Raw genomic sequence first — 15,817 nt, 5'->3', positions numbered from 1 at the left:
ACACTATCAAGCAAGGAACAAGAATAGGTTAAAAAAAATTCACTAATTAATTATAAAATAGTGTTAATTGTGAAGCTTGATTTTCGCTCTTATAATACCGTGGTCGATCACTCTATCTGCATAATCCCACTTTAAATGGTCATTGAAGTAGTCAACCCGTTCAACCTGACCGAGCGAAAACTTACTATCAGGTAGAAATTCTTCAGAGACAAATAACTGATCAATCACTTCTGGCATACCTTGATAGATATGAGTATATGCTACATCTTTCATCCAACCATAACGGGCTTGAATACGAGCAGCATCAAACAGCGCGACGTCTCGCATGCTCTTATCATAGTTGACCTCGCCAGTCTCAGTCATCAGCTGGGTGGTCACGCTTTCAGTCACATCATTCATATCACCAAGCAAAATCAAGGGCTCACGAGTATGCTGTAACCTATCTATGATAGAAAGCCTGATAGAAGCCGCTTCTGACGCACGCATACACAAACTACGCAACTTAGCACGAATACGAATGTTTGGATCATCCATATCTTCTAACAAATTACCAGCCTCATCACGTAAGAAAAAAGCACGTTTACTTTTTAGATGAGCGGTAATAATCGTTATCGGCTGACCAAATGCATCTACGCGCAATACAAGGGGCGGACGATTAAAGCGCTGATAAGGACCAACATCAGGGATATCAATGACCGCTTTTGGGGCAATCTCTTCAAGCAAACTGGTCTCTAAGTGCGCAAACCGACTAATGATACCGACAGCAGGCGTATTTTGCGCCCCTTTACCTTGCGTATATGAATTTACGCTGTCATTACTTGCCAGCGGAATAACGACATGTTCAGGCTTAAAGCCCAATGATACTGCTAAAGCTTCGAGCGCTTCACTGTCCCATACTTCCTGGACCGCAATGATATCAGCATGTGCCTTTGACAGTAGATCTGTGATACCGCGTAACTTATGTTCGTATTCGTGATTAGTATATGCAGGTGCGTTTGGATAATAGAGACGATTGGGATTGGCAAAATTGAGCAGGTTGGCAGTTGCTATATAAAACTGCTTATGATTACTTTCATTATTATTGGTCATAAACTGCCTATTATTCTATAATTTTTTTTACATAAGGTTTCTAATTATTACTTATTGGCTAATTTTAACAATAAAGCATATTATATATTCATACATAGTAATATACAGTAAAAAAGCCTCCAAAGAAATCTTTGGAGGCTTTAAAATAGCATAAATTCAAATTATTGCGTCTGTTAACAAAAAATGTCTACAATCGAACTAAACCCAGTAATAAGACAGTAAGCTTTAGTCGTGTTTGCTTACTTGAAGCAAATATACTATTAGTAGCACTTGCGTGTTATTCGCTGACTAATAGTAGCACTTGCGTGTTATTCGCTGACTAATTTTATAGATTATCTAACCTGAGTACTTCATATCTTATTAAAATCAGCATAAATACATTAAGAAATGCGGTTCCATGCATCACGAGATGCTCTACGTGCCTCATTCCATTCCATACGTGATTCACCTTTCACATTGTTCCATGAGCGCTCTAAATCTGACTCATGATCTTCAAAGCGGGCATCAGCGGGATAACGTGCACGGTTAGCATAGCCTACCGCGTAAGCTGGATGCAAATCACGATCGAAATCATGACCTTCTTGATAGTAATCGGCATTGGCATACTCTGCACGCCAATATGCTTCTTCACGTGTTGGATCAATCGCTTCGGCTGCTGCATGACCTGCACCGCCACCGACAATTGCACCAATTGCTCCGCCAATAAGCGTGCCTAATGGGCCTGCCATCGTGCCAATAGCAGCACCTGCTGCTGCGCCGCCAATACCACCAATACCTGTACCTACAGGGTGTGAGCCTGGCTCCCCTGTAATTGGATCAGCATTCAGATCACTTCTTGCTTCTTTCGACATATGCTTGACAGCAGTACGATCAATCGCATCATGATCCTCTATAATGTTGTCATTTTCATGTCTAATAACAGTGTTATTGATCGTCTGATCATTACCAGTCAATCGGCGCTCATTATCATCGATAATACGCTCTTTATCACCAACTTCAAGATAGTCATCAGTAATCACACGGTTATTCGGGTCTGTAATACGGCCATCGTTATTCATAATATCTTCCTTAATTGATTTGTTATATATTCTATTTATCGTCAATTCACTTAATAGCAATATAAGCTAGATTAAGCGTTTTATTAAATCTTCTAAAGTATAGGAACTGAGTTCAAAGACAGATAGGTCGAATATGTAAACAGTGTCAAAATCACGATGGTATTGCGTTACAGTCTGTATCTATACCAAAACTTTGTCAATTGACGTAGTTTCTAGGTGAGTCGATTATACAATATTGAAAAACGGCTATTAAGTAATAAGTAAAACACTATCTATCATAGTAATCATGGCACCATTAATGCTCTACTGATAGCTTGTTGCCATTTATACAGATGCTTTTCACGCACATCTATAGACATACTAGGCTCAAAAACTCGATCTACCTGCCATGAGGCCTTCATCGTTGTATCATCATATAAACCTGTTTTTAAGCCAGCAAGTAAAGCGGCTCCTTTTGCAGTAATCTCTGTGTCTCTTGGACGCAGTACCGGCACATTCAATAAATCTGCTTGGAACTGCATCAACAAATCATTATTTGCCGCGCCCCCATCTACCCTTAATTCAGTGAGTGGATGCGGGCTGTCTTTTTGCATTGCAATGAGCACATCGTATGTTTGATAAGCAACCGCCTCGAGTGCTGCCCTTGCAATATGGGCTTTGGTCGTACCGCGACTCATACCAGTAATACTGGCACTGATATCTGAGCGCCAATAAGGGGCACCTAATCCCGTAAATGCTGGCAGCAAAACCACCTCTTCACTACTCTCAACTTGCCGAGCCAAGTCTTCTACCTCGCCGCTTTTTTGAAACATACCTAGGTTGTCACGCAGCCACTGTACAATTGCACCCGCCATAAAAACACTGCCCTCTAACGCATAAGTTACGTCCCTGTTTGGCGGCTGTAGCATGCGTCTGCCAGATTGGACGATTTGTTCGAACGAGAGATTGTCTGGGCGAGTTGGTGCAGATTTTCGTTGCCATGCAATAGTTGTGAGTAGCTTATGTTCACTAAGCAGCGGCTTTTGACCGATATTCATCAGCATAAAACAACCAGTGCCATAAGTATTTTTAGCCATGCCCGTCTCAAGACAGCCTTGACCAAAAAGTGCTGCTTGCTGGTCACCCAATACTGCATGAATTGGGATTTGTTTGGCAAATAATCCCTTTTTGGTTTTGCCAAAGTCGCCATCGGATGGCAGAACTTTAGGTAAAATATTCATGGGTATGCCAAATCGGGCGCACAACTCCTCTGACCATGCCAGCTTATGGATATCGTATAGCAAGGTACGAGAAGCATTGGTCACATCGATGACATGCTCACCACCTGTGAGCTTATATATCAGCCAGCTGTCTATGGTGCCAACTGCTATCTCGCCTTTATTGGCGCGTACGCTTAATTTAGGATTTTGATCTAATAACCAAGCGATTTTACTGGCACTGAAATATGGATCTAAACGCAGACCTGTAATACGTTGCACTTCGCTTGCCATATCACCTTGGCTATTATTACTAACCGTACCCCTTTGCGGCGTGGCGGTTAGGTTCTCAGCAGCAAGCGCTTCGCAGTAGCTCGCTGTACGCCTGTCTTGCCAAATAATAGCGGGGGCAAGTGGCTTACCTGTTTGCTTATCCCACATGACTATAGATTCACGCTGATTGGTAATAGCGATACTGCTAACATCGGTGGCGAGTAGCCCTGCCTGATTAATAACGTCATGAGCGCAGCTGATTTGCGTCTGCCAAATTTGCTGGGCATCTTGCTCAACAAAGCCGGCTTGCGGTGTCTTTAAGACCGTTGGCTGCTGTGCTATTTTAATTGGGCGCGCATGATCATCGTACAATATAGCCCGACTTGACGTTGTCCCTTGATCTAACGCTAAAATATATCCTGCCATTATTCACATCCCATCTTGTCTTATCTTATTTGAGTCTAATATTATTATTTATTAACTATAAATTTATAAAATCTAAAATTCAGTATAGATAATGCTATCCATTTTATAGATGGTACTTACAAAAAATTTAAACCTATGCAATTAGAAAAATCAGAGGAAAAACAAGTTACTAGCCTATATCAGCCGTTTATTAAATGATGCTATTATTCATTGTAGTTAAAAGCGTTACCATAAACCCTTTGTTGATACAATGCAGAATAAGCAAATAGTGAGCATTGACCCGTCACTATTGTGGCACTACAGTGTACGCTTTGTCATCCATGACAAATTTTAGATCGAATCATATTTGATAATTTAGTCTATTTAGCAGCACATTTTGCATAATACTTAGCTTAGATTATCTCTAGCATAAACAGTACTCAGCATGACTAATACTGTTTATACATTGCGTGTGATTCTAGACATCTTTTAACTTGTACCTTGTATTCTAATTAATGGCTTACGTGACCTATGAAATTTGCTCTATCGACTCTGTCCACTGCCGTGATGACGATTACGCTCATGAGTATAGTAGCGACTGCCTCTGCACGCGCTAGTGAGCATATGAATGAGTCACAAAATGAGATGATAGCTGTCAATGTGACACAGATTATCGACGCCGACAATCAAAACAATGCATTACGTGCACTTGATATGGTCAATCAAAATATCACCTCTAAAACGGTATCCTCTAAGCATGCAGCTTTTGCAAACAAATCTTCTATAAACGAAGCTTCTGTAAAATCGGCGACGATACGTGGCGACAGTACGGGCGAGGTCTCTGGACGTCAAGCAGCTCTTAGCACGCTTATCGATCCTATTACCCATAAAAGCATAGAGAATAGCTATCCGTTAGAAGTGTCTAGCTTGTTAAGTCTTGAACAAGCGCAAAATATTTTGTTGCAAGTATCCCCAAAAATCGCTGCCAATCAAGCCGCTATTGCTGCCAGCGAATATCAAACGGACGCCCTTAAAACTATCGACCACCCACTTGTATTTGCTCGTGTTTCAGCCACTACCTACAATTTGGATGCGGACATTGATCTATCGTCGCTAAAAAACGGCATCGTTAATGATATTAATAATGGGGTTGGTGACATTATTCCGCCCATTCCAGATTTGCCAAATTTTGGCGAATTGGTTGGTGAGCGTATCCCAGATAATTACGAGTTAAAACGCTCAGGCTCTACGGTGGGCGCAGGACTTGGGGTAGTATGGCCTATTTATACCGCTGGACGTACTGCCGCTCTGACAGGCGCGTCCAATGCTCGTACTCAAGAAGCCGTAGCTGACAGTATATTGGACAAAAACGAGCTTTATAACACCTTGATTGAGCGTTATTTTAAAGCGCAATTGGCAATCATTGCCGCCTATTTACGCGACGATGCCTATGATACCTTGCAGCAGACTGACCATATGGCGCAGCGGCTTTTTGAAGAAGGTTTTATATCGCGGGTTGATCGCTTAGAAGCGCAGTCGGCACTTGCGGATGCCAAAAGTGAATCTGTCAATGCCAATAATGATGCACGTCTTGCCATGATAGCTTTACAGCGTCTATTGCGCACTGAGTATCGCATTAAACCTCGCACACCTTTGTTTGTCTCAAGCCGACCCTTAGCTGATGTCAGCTACTTTCAAGATTTGGCACTGACCAATCACCCAGGTCTACAAAAAGTCGCCGCCAAACGAGCTCAGGCTCAGCAATTGCATGCGCTATCGGATACTGGTTACAAGCCGACTGTGATGCTGTATGGCTATGGGCAAATCGAAAAAGACCCAAGCTGGGTCGCTGGCGTCTCGGCGAGTTGGAAATTATGGGGCGGTCTGGATAAAACTGCGTCTCTGGCATCAAGTAATGCCAAGATACGTCAAGCTGATTTGTCTGAGATTGAAGTCAGTGACAACCTATTATTACTGGTTGAAAAAAACTGGCATGATGTGAATAACGCCCAATCACGATATCAAGCTCTACAAAGCAATGTAGAGCTTGCGGCAGAAGTCTTGCGTTTGCGCAGGCTTGGACTACAAGAGGGTTTGAATACGCCAGTCGAGATTGCCCAAGCGCAAACGCAGTCGTTAAAAGCACGTACGGAGCAAGCGCAAGCAGCTTATAGCTATGTTCAATCACTTGCTGCTCTTATGCAAAGCTGCGGTACGCCCCTTGCCTTTAATGCCTATCTCAATGCCGCCGATATTCGGCTACCCACTTTATATGACAAATAACATCGCCCATTTATCGTCTTCGCAATATCAGACGACAAACGATTTATTTTGCTTATTACCGACTTTATTGCTTTAGGAATCTCACTGTCATGACTGAATCTACCAACGAATCAGGCGACTCGCGCAAACTAGGTGCCTTAAACTCATCGACTGGATCGACCAATACTAACAATAATCCAGAACCCACGAACATGGATTCTACGGTCGATGCAAATGATGCTGATGCGTCTAAGACTGATATGAATAACAGCACTGATGCCGATAGGGACACCAATACTGATACTAGCATTGAGCCGGAGCAAACGGTGCCAAGCTATAAGCGCCAGTCAGCAAAAGATAATAAATCAACAAAGATTAAAAGGGCGATTTCGGCGCTGGTGATTTTAGTTATTTTGGGCGTGATTACTTATGGTTTATACAAGAGCAATCAGCATAGCGAGCCGCAAATTATTACCCTGCAAGGGCAAATGCAAATGCAGCAAACGTCTATCGCGGCAAAAGTACCGGGACGTATTGCAAAAATATTAGTCACAGAAGGTGATGCAGTCACGGTCGGTCAACAGCTGATAGAGATGGATTCGCCTGAGATTAATGCAAAAATCAATCAGGCACGTGCTGGCAAACAGATGGCACAAAGCCAGCTGGATAAAGCAGAAAATGGGGCGCGTCCGCAAGAAATTGCACAAGCAAAAGCAGCGTGGCAAGCTCATAAAGCGGCATCTGACTTGGCAGAAAACACTTATCAGCGTGTTAATCGTCTGTATGAAGAAGGACTGATGGCGCGGCAAAAGCGTGATGAAGCCTATGCACAATATTTAGCAACTCAAGATCAAACCGAAGCGGCACGCTTACAATATGAGTTAGCGATGGAAGGCGCACGTAGTGAAGATAAGTCAGCGGCGACTGCACAAGTTGCGCAAGTCGATGCGCAATTAGAAGAAGCATTAGTAGCGAAAGAAGAAGCCAACTTAAAAAGCCCAATCTCTGGTGTCGTGGATAATGTCATCGTCAATGCAGGTGAAGTAATCGGTCAAGGTGTGCCGCTGCTAACCTTAGTCAATACCAATGATCAATGGGTCGTCTTAAATGTCACGGAAACCTACTTAAATCAGTTTGCGATTGGTCAGCGGTTCATGGGTACTATTCCCGCTTTATCATCACCTGAAAAGCCTTATACCAAGCAATTCACTGTTTATGCTACCTCAACCTTGTCTGACTTTGCCACTTGGCGACCGACTAACAATGACGATGGTTTTGATGTTCGTACCTTTGAAGTGAAAGCCCGACCCACTAACCCTGATAGACGTATTCGCTCAGGTATGAGCGTAGTTGTACGTCTCAATCCTGCCCTCGTTAATCAGAACCAAGAGTAAGCTATGCGCCTGACGAAGCTAAAGGATGCTTTTGTACGCAGTGCAGCTTACGAGCGACGTTTTTTGGTAAAAAATCCGTGGGACTTGGCGATGGTGTTCTGGATACCGCTGGCTACTGTGCTATTAATTTGGTGGATTTTTTCACAAATACAAATCACTGATTTGCCTATTGGCGTGATTGATAATGATCGGGGGCCTGTTGCCAATACGGCATTACGGTATTTGGAAGCCAATCCTAATTTGACGGTAAAGCAGCTATATCATACGCCTGCTGCGGCAAAAGCTGCTATCTTGCAGCGTGATATCTATGCAGTCGTCATTATCCCTGAAGATTTTTCTCATAATATCTTATTAAGTAAGCCTGCTCCTATCGTACTCCAAGTCAATGCCCAATATGGCACCCACTCTGGCATTATCCAAACCAGCGTACAGTCTGTCATTGGTACCTTATCCGCAGGCGTTGAGATGAAGCGCTTGGTCAAGCAAGGGATGGCTCCATCACAAGCTGCGATTGCCTACTCTCCTATTAGCATTCAACGTATTAGCTTGTTTAATGCTGCGACTGATTATCAGCAATTTTTGGCATCGACAGTCATTCCTGCTCTGCTGCATATTTTGGCAATGGTGATTGGCGCAACGACGATCGGCCGTGAATTGCGTGACAAGCGCATCGGTCGTTGGTATCACTTTATTAATGGCAGTCATGTTTATTTAATATTACCTTCTAACGACAATCAGCCTAGCCCATCAAACAATGTCTCAGCCAGTCAAAACCAAGCACCAAAAGAAGTAAGTATACCGGTATTGGTATTTGGTTTATTGGGCAAGTACTTTTGGCCGCTACTGGCTTATAGTATTTGGTCGATATTGGCTTTATGGCTGGCAGCGCCGCAACAATCGATTGCTATTAGCGCGCTCATGGTAACCTATATAAGCCTTGTATTATTAATGATGTTATCTTTCTGGCTTGGCGCTATATTTACCTTAGGCTCCTTCTCATTGCGTATGGGTTTATCGGCGACGGGTTTTATCTCAGCACCTTCTTATGCGTTCGCTGGGGTGACATTTCCTTATGTCGCTATCAGTAAGAATGCCCAGCATTGGTCAGATGTGCTGCCGCTTACCCATTATCTTAAGCTGCATATTGCACAGTTACAGATGCAAGCGCCTGTCATCATATCCTTACCAATTGTGTATGGGCTGACGCTAGCAACACTCGTTACGCTATATTTAACGGCTTTACTAAGCAAACGCGCATTAGCGCATCCTGAACGCTGGGGAGCACGCTGATGTCATCCAATTCAAATCATAAATCGTCTACTAAAATAGTAGTATCAGAGGAAATTCTGGCATCGCCAAGCTTCTTTGGCAGCTTTTTACAAACCATAAAAGACGTGTTTTCTGATAAAGGTGTGCTGTTACTATTGATGATTGCACCGATTATTTATGGTTTCTTCTATCCTTGGCCGTATTCTACCGAAGTTGTAAACCACGTACCTGTTGGTATTGTTGATAAAGACAATAGTCCTTTATCGCAAACCATCGTTCGTTATGCCAGTGCCAGCCCGCAATTAGATACAAAACGCTTTTTAAATGAGCAGCAAGCCATCGATGCCATGTGGGCGGATGACATCGCAGGCTACATGATTATTCCAAGCGGACTTGAACAGCAAGTGTTGTCAGGCAAAGCCGCTAGCGTCAGCGTGCTTGGTAATGGCGGCTATTTTTTATTAAATAAAAACGTACAAATGGGATTTTTGCAAGCGGTTAGTACCGTCTCAGCTGGCATTGAGGTAAAGAAAAACGTGGCACAAGGGGCGTACTTAGCGACTGCTTCTGCCAAAACCCAAGCCGTACCGTTAAAGATTATCCCTTTATATAATCAAACGGAAGGTTATGGCGCTTACGTCGTGCCAGCGGTATCTATTCTTATCTTGCAGCAAACGCTTTTGATGTCAACGGCGATGTTAATCGGCACTTGGTATGAGCAACGACGCCATAGAACTAACATTCGTGGATGGCTTGGGCGGATTGCTGCGCTAAGTATGTTTAGCTTTGTGATTGGCTGCTTTTATTACGGCTGGGCATTTGAGCTTCATGACTATCCGCGCGGGCAAAACATGCTCGGCAGTTTATTATTCTTGCTGCTATTTTGTCCGACAGTCGCCACACTTGGTTGCGTGCTTGGACTTTGGTTTCGCCAGCGCGAGCGTAGTATGCAAATTTTAATTTTTAGCTCATTACCGATGTTTTTTGTCAGTGGTTATCCGTGGCCTGCCCATCAGCTTCCTGAATTCTTGCAAATTATTCGTTGGTTATTGCCAACGACACCAGGTATCAATACTTCCGTGCAGCTTAACCAAATGGGCGCCAGTATCGCGCAAGTAGCGACAGGATTTTATGCGTTGGCAGAATTGTGGATTTTTTACTTTATTCTACTGTTACTATTCCGCTGGCTAACGTCAGAACGTAAAAATGCTTATTAAAGTTAATAACATATTAGCCATGATAAAAAAAGCGCCTGTATAATTACAGACGCTTTTTTATTGACTCAGTTTAATATCATTAATCGTTAGAACACACGATTCAGACCGTTCAATGCCGCGACGCGATAAGCTTCTGCCATTGTTGGATAATTAAAGGTGGTATTAACAAAGTATTCAAGCGTGGCATTACATTTCATCACGGCTTGCCCAATGTGAATAATCTCAGAGGCATGATTGCCGTAGCAATGAATACCTAAAATCTCTAACGTCTCACGGTGGAACAAGATTTTTAGAACGCCTGAACGCTCACCAATGATTTGCGCGCGTGCAAGATGCTTAAAGAAAGCCTGACCGACCTCATAAGGAACTTTGGCATCGGTTAACTCTTGTTCCGTTTTACCGATACATGAAATCTCAGGAATAGTATAAATACCTGTTGGTACGCTCGATACAGGCTCTGCATCACGGTCACCGACCATAAATGCCGCCGCACAGCGCCCTTGGTCGTAAGCGGCAGAAGCTAATGAAGGCCAACCGATAACGTCGCCCGCTGCATAAATATTTTCAACTTCGGTACAGTAAGTATCATCAACTTTCAGCTGACCACGGCTATTGGCTTCTAGACCTAGGCATTCTAAATTTAAGCCTTCAGTGTTACCTGAGCGTCCATTTGACCATAAAATAGCGTCTGACTTGATTTTCTTACCACTTTTTAGATGCAAAATCACACAGTCATCATGCGTTTCTAAATGGTCAATCTCTTCATTACTGCGGATAACCACGCCAAATTGACGGAAATCATGAGCAATAGCGTCACTGATTTCACTATCCAAATAGCTTAGCAGCTGATTTTGGTTATTAATCAAATCTACTTTATAGCCAAGACCGGTGAAGATAGAAGCATACTCACAGCCAATCACGCCAGCGCCATAAATAATGATTTTCTTAACCACATAATCCATCTGTAAGATTTTATCAGAATCAAATACGCGTGGATGATTAAAGTCTAAGATATCAGGGCGATATGGACGGCTACCGACCGTAATGATAGCTTTGTTAAAGGTAATCGTTTCAAAGGTATTTTCATCAATTTCGATACGTATCGTGTTTTTATCGATAAAATTTGCCCAACCATGAATCACTTCGATTTGGTTGCGCTCATAGAATCTGGTGTGCGTCTGAACCTGTTGTAGAATCACTTTTCGAGCTTTAGCTAACACGATATTCAGTGGAACTTGATGATAGTCCATGGCCTTAGTAAACATCTGGTCACGGCGAAAGTTAATCAAGTTAAAAACGGACTGGCGCAAGGCTTTACTTGGAATCGTACCAACGTGGGTACAGTTACCGCCTACTTGCTCGCGCGGGTCAATGACCACCACTTTCTTGCCCGATTTGGCAAGTTTCATGGCAGCAGCTTCACCTGCAGGACCTGCACCTAATACGACCGCATCATATTCAAACTCATGCTTATCGCTTTTTAGACGTTGTGAATCCTTAGTAAAGCCCGATTTTACGTCGATACGTGTATCATCTAGTGGATTGACCAAATCTGGATGATGCATGATATCTTCAGTAACTTGCTCATGCGTTTGTTCGATTTTCTCTTTCTTATTTTTACCCTCAGTATGCTCGGGGTTTGGCACACGACCACTTTCCTTATTAGACACCTCAGTTTTAATATCTTTACCAGTATCATTGGTCGCGTCGCCTATCGTTTTGCTTCCCATCGTGTCCTCTTTATTCATTTATGAATCTGTTTTTTAGCTCGCGGACGCCTTCATCTTTATAAATGTCTAGATAAAAATATCCATGGTGCTAAAGTGTGTCCACCATACGTGGTGATACGTTATTTTGCAATACAGCCACGACTACAACTGTTTTTTTCAAAAGTATTGTTTTTCAGAAAAATAGAGGCCGAGCTCAATTAGCCAATGCGGCGTTTCAGACCAGTCATCTGTAATATACGCGTGGCAATCTCTTCAACGGACATCTCTGACACATCAAGACTTGGAATCCCCTGTGAGGTATAAATTCCTTGTATTGCACGCTGTTCTTGCTGACATTGCTGATAACTTGAGTAGCGACTACCCGCGCGACGCTCTTGGCGGATTTTCACCAAGCGATCCGTATCGATAATCAGACCAAATAACTTGTGTTTATGCTCACGCAATGCTTTAGGTAGCTGGTTATCGTTTAGATCTTCTTCGGTTAAAGGATAATTGGCCGCTCGAATACCAAATTGTAGTGCCAAATATAATGAGGTTGGCGTTTTACCAGAGCGTGAAACGCCAATCAAAATAATATCTGCTGCATGATAATGACGGGTACGCGCGCCGTCATCGTTATCTAAAGCAAAATGCACCGCATCAATACGCTCTTTATAAGTCTCAGAGTCGACGTTATCATGTGCATGACCTGAATGCCCATCTGGCTCCACGCCCGTCTCTTCTGCTACGCGACCGATGAGACCTTCATACATGTCAAGATTACAGCTGTGCGCTGAATTGATTTTTTCACGAATCTCAGGACTAACAATAGTATCAAACACCAGTGGCAGCAAACCATCTCGCTGATAGGCGGTATTGATTTGCACAACCGCATCTTCAGCACGTTCTAGATTATCCACATAAGGCAATACTCGAGTCTCAAAGGGCACTGAAGCAAATTGGCTTAAAATAGCACGCCCAAGCGTTTCTGCTGTAATCGCCGTGCCATCAGAGATAAAAAACGCCGTTCTTATGTTCTGAGCGTTATCAACTTCTAGTGCTTTCATATTTTGAATCGTAGAATTGGGTTGTGGTGACGAATGATTTACATACATAACGTTGATACCTTATTTTTAAATCCTTGGTTGAAACCTCAGTAGCAGCCTTTCATTTTTAGCATCTAGCGCTTCATAATTTGGTCATATGCGTCTCAAATTTTCACCTTTATTATACGCATAATAGACGCTTAATAGTAATCAATGTTACAGGCGTACACTTAGACTTATATAGATTTTTAGGACTCGGCTCACTGTAAGATCGATATTTATCGTGCCAAAATTTATGATCTAACCTAATAAATATGTAGCAAATCTCACAATTTGTAGCTTTTTCATCATTTTTTTGCTTCAAGCTCTCGAAATTCTTAAAATATAGGGGTATAATCGACCATTATAATCTTTACTAAATAACCTTATTTTCTGGAGTTATCATGGCAGCGCAATCTACAGCACTTGTAATTAACCTTGATCAGTTAGGAAAAGACGACATTGAAATGGTCGGTGGTAAAAACGCTTCACTTGGTGAAATGATCAGCCATCTATCTGATTTGGGCGTTAGTGTTCCAGGCGGCTTTGCCACAACTTCAAATGCATTTAACCGTTTTTTGAACGAAACTGGCTTGCTTGACAAAATCAACAGCGAACTAAAAACGCTAGATGTTGATGATGTCAAAAAACTTGCTGAAACGGGTAAAAAGATTCGTACTTGGATTATTGAGCAAGAGCTGCCAAGTGACCTTGAGCAAGAAGTGCGTCAATCGTTTGAAACGATGAGCGGCGGTGAAGACATCGCGGTTGCTGTCCGTTCTTCTGCGACTGCTGAAGATTTGCCAGATGCCTCATTTGCTGGTCAGCAAGAGACTTTCTTGAACATTCGCGGCATTGATAACGTCCTAATTGCAATTAAAGAAGTATTTGCATCTCTTTATAATGACCGTGCCATCTCTTATCGTGTACACAAAGGTTTTGAGCATGAAGGCGTAGCATTGTCTGCTGCTGTACAGCGTATGGTTCGTTCAGAAACTGGCGCGGCGGGTGTGATGTTTACCCTAGATACCGAAAGCGGTTTTGATCAAGTGGTCTTTATCACTTCAAGCTATGGACTAGGTGAAATGGTTGTACAGGGCGCCGTAAACCCTGATGAATTCTATGTGTCAAAGCAATTACTTGCTAACGGCAAACCTGCGATTATTCGTCGCAACTTAGGTAGCAAGCATAAGAAAATGATTTATGGTGATGAAGGTAGTACCACCAAATCAGTTAAAGTCATTGATGTCGAAAAAGAAGATCGTATGCAGTTCTCTTTGTCTACTGAAGAGCTGACGTCACTTGCTAAGCAAGCGATGACCATTGAAAAGCATTATGGTCAAGCAATGGATATCGAGTGGGCAAAAGACGGCGACACCAATGAAATCTTTATCGTTCAGGCTCGTCCTGAAACGGTTAAGAGTCGCCAAGACAGCAATGTCATGGAACGTTATATCATCGACACGACTAACGCTAAAGTATTGTGTGAAGGTCGCTCAATTGGTCAACGTATCGGTTCAGGTAAAGTCCGTATCGTTAGTAACCTAAATGAGATGGATAAAGTACAAGAAGGCGATGTATTGGTATCAGATATGACGGATCCGGATTGGGAACCAGTCATGAAGCGTGCTTCTGCTATCATTACTAACCGTGGTGGTCGTACTTGTCACGCAGCGATTATCGCTCGTGAGCTAGGCGTCCCTGCTATCGTTGGTTGTGGTAATGCCACTGAGCTGTTGGTTGATGGTCAAGATGTGACTGCTTCTTGTGCTGAAGGCGATACTGGCTTCATTTATGAAAGTCAGATTGATTTTGAAGTACAGACCAACTCTGTAGAATCTATGCCTGAGCTTGCATTCAAAGTAATGATGAACGTTGGTAATCCAGATCGTGCCTTCTCATTTACCCAAATGCCAAACGAAGGTATCGGTCTTGCACGTCTTGAGTTCATCATCAACCGTATGATTGGTGTACATCCAAAAGCCTTACTGAACATGAACAGCTTGCCACGTGAAATTGCACAAGCCATTAATGAGCGTATCGCAGGTTATGCCTCACCCGTTGACTTCTATGTGGATAAATTGGTTGAAGGTATCTCAACCCTAGCCGTTGCTTTTATGGATCAGCCGGTTATCGTTCGTATGTCAGATTTCAAATCAAACGAATATGCTAACTTGCTTGGTGGTAAATTATACGAGCCATCAGAAGAAAACCCAATGCTTGGTTTCCGTGGTGCTAGCCGCTACGTGTCTGATAACTTCCGTGACTGCTTCGAGCTTGAGTGTAAAGCACTGAAACGTGTCCGTGATGAGATGGGCTTGACCAACGTCGAGATTATGATTCCATTCGTCCGTACCGTTGGTGAAGCCAAACAAGTCATCGAATTGCTTGAGAAAAATGGTCTAAAACGTGGTGAAAACGGTCTACGCATTATCATGATGTGTGAGCTACCAACCAACTGCTTACTAGCAGAAGAGTTCCTAGAGCATTTTGACGGTTTCTCAATCGGTTCAAACGATTTGACGCAGTTGACTCTAGGTCTTGACCGTGACTCAGGTATCGTCTCACATCTATTTGATGAGCGTGACCCTGCGGTTAAAAAGCTGTTGTCAATGGCAATTGATGCTTGCCGTAAGCAAAACAAATATGTCGGTATCTGTGGTCAAGGTCCATCAGACCATCCAGATCTAGCTTTATGGCTCATGGAGCAAGGCATCAGCTCAGTATCATTGAATCCTGACTCAGTACTAGATACTTGGTTCTTCTTAGCGGGTGAAGAAGCGAAGTAAGCTGTAACGTTACGTCACAACGTTAATTCACACCGTCATTTAAGATACAATTAATAGGGTCTATTTGATTT

Annotated in this window: 10 protein-coding genes; 5 read left to right on the top strand and 5 right to left on the bottom strand. The window is 42.9% G+C overall.

Annotated elements, in window-relative coordinates; genetic code table 11:
• Positions 1 to 63 precede the first annotated feature (63 nt).
• The 3 genes from M0221_RS05150 to glpK all read right to left on the bottom strand — a co-directional run bounded on the left by M0221_RS05150 (position 64) and on the right by glpK (position 4,042).
• Positions 64 to 1,089: an endonuclease/exonuclease/phosphatase family protein gene (locus tag M0221_RS05150; protein WP_020443251.1), complete on the bottom strand. Its 1,026-nt coding sequence runs from the start codon at positions 1,087 to 1,089 to the stop codon at positions 64 to 66.
• 380 nt (positions 1,090 to 1,469) lie between these two features.
• Positions 1,470 to 1,940, bottom strand: coding sequence for a hypothetical protein (locus tag M0221_RS05145; protein WP_226939380.1), 471 nt, complete (start codon positions 1,938 to 1,940; stop codon positions 1,470 to 1,472).
• Positions 1,941 to 2,431: 491 nt separating this feature from the next.
• Entirely contained in the window at positions 2,432 to 4,042 is a 1,611-nt protein-coding gene (glpK, locus tag M0221_RS05140; RefSeq protein WP_483284578.1) for a glycerol kinase GlpK, read from the bottom strand.
• A 561-nt stretch (positions 4,043 to 4,603) separates the two neighbouring features.
• On the opposite strand from glpK, the gene M0221_RS05135 reads away from it, so the two are divergent.
• The 4 genes from M0221_RS05135 (at position 4,604) to M0221_RS05120 (ending at position 10,163) form a co-directional block, all read left to right on the top strand.
• Positions 4,604 to 6,304 (top strand): TolC family protein, encoded by a 1,701-nt coding sequence (locus tag M0221_RS05135; RefSeq protein WP_483284577.1) that lies wholly within the window; start codon positions 4,604 to 4,606, stop codon positions 6,302 to 6,304.
• Between the two features lie 89 nt (positions 6,305 to 6,393).
• A complete protein-coding gene (locus M0221_RS05130) occupies positions 6,394 to 7,677 on the top strand; it encodes an HlyD family secretion protein (RefSeq protein WP_483284576.1) in 1,284 nt (427 codons plus the stop codon).
• A 3-nt stretch (positions 7,678 to 7,680) separates the two neighbouring features.
• Complete coding sequence (locus M0221_RS05125; RefSeq protein WP_483284575.1) at positions 7,681 to 8,967, top strand: ABC transporter permease; 1,287 nt, start codon at positions 7,681 to 7,683, stop codon at positions 8,965 to 8,967.
• Entirely contained in the window at positions 8,967 to 10,163 is a 1,197-nt protein-coding gene (locus M0221_RS05120; RefSeq protein WP_483284574.1) for an ABC transporter permease, read from the top strand. The genes M0221_RS05125 and M0221_RS05120 overlap by 1 nt, the downstream gene beginning before the upstream one ends.
• 86 nt (positions 10,164 to 10,249) lie before the next feature.
• On the opposite strand, the gene sthA is transcribed toward M0221_RS05120, so the two are convergent.
• Both sthA and ppsR read right to left on the bottom strand, forming a co-directional pair.
• Positions 10,250 to 11,893: a Si-specific NAD(P)(+) transhydrogenase gene (sthA, locus tag M0221_RS05115; RefSeq protein ID WP_011513373.1), complete on the bottom strand. Its 1,644-nt coding sequence runs from the start codon at positions 11,891 to 11,893 to the stop codon at positions 10,250 to 10,252.
• 197 nt (positions 11,894 to 12,090) lie between these two features.
• A complete protein-coding gene (ppsR, locus tag M0221_RS05110) occupies positions 12,091 to 12,939 on the bottom strand; it encodes a posphoenolpyruvate synthetase regulatory kinase/phosphorylase PpsR (protein WP_041753451.1) in 849 nt (282 codons plus the stop codon).
• A gap of 422 nt (positions 12,940 to 13,361) precedes the next feature.
• Here ppsR and ppsA point away from each other — a divergent pair, with 422 nt between their 5' ends.
• Positions 13,362 to 15,746 (top strand): phosphoenolpyruvate synthase, encoded by a 2,385-nt coding sequence (ppsA, locus tag M0221_RS05105; RefSeq protein ID WP_483284573.1) that lies wholly within the window; start codon positions 13,362 to 13,364, stop codon positions 15,744 to 15,746.
• Positions 15,747 to 15,817 lie beyond the last annotated feature (71 nt).

It is taken from the genome of Psychrobacter sp. ANT206 (genome assembly GCF_056880555.1).
The sequence above is the reverse complement of the archived record's forward strand: the minus strand, read 5'-3'. Positions and strand labels throughout refer to the sequence as shown.

Coding starts and splice junctions, on each gene's coding strand:
- M0221_RS05150 (WP_020443251.1), bottom strand. CDS start 1,089: ATGACCAATAATAATGAAAGTAATCATAAGCAGTTTTATATAGCAACT.
- M0221_RS05145 (WP_226939380.1), bottom strand. CDS start 1,940: ATGTCGAAAGAAGCAAGAAGTGATCTGAATGCTGATCCAATTACAGGG.
- glpK (WP_483284578.1), bottom strand. CDS start 4,042: ATGGCAGGATATATTTTAGCGTTAGATCAAGGGACAACGTCAAGTCGG.
- M0221_RS05135 (WP_483284577.1), top strand. CDS start 4,604: ATGAGTATAGTAGCGACTGCCTCTGCACGCGCTAGTGAGCATATGAAT.
- M0221_RS05130 (WP_483284576.1), top strand. CDS start 6,394: ATGACTGAATCTACCAACGAATCAGGCGACTCGCGCAAACTAGGTGCC.
- M0221_RS05125 (WP_483284575.1), top strand. CDS start 7,681: ATGCGCCTGACGAAGCTAAAGGATGCTTTTGTACGCAGTGCAGCTTAC.
- M0221_RS05120 (WP_483284574.1), top strand. CDS start 8,967: ATGTCATCCAATTCAAATCATAAATCGTCTACTAAAATAGTAGTATCA.
- sthA (WP_011513373.1), bottom strand. CDS start 11,893: ATGGGAAGCAAAACGATAGGCGACGCGACCAATGATACTGGTAAAGAT.
- ppsR (WP_041753451.1), bottom strand. CDS start 12,939: ATGAAAGCACTAGAAGTTGATAACGCTCAGAACATAAGAACGGCGTTT.
- ppsA (WP_483284573.1), top strand. CDS start 13,362: ATGGCAGCGCAATCTACAGCACTTGTAATTAACCTTGATCAGTTAGGA.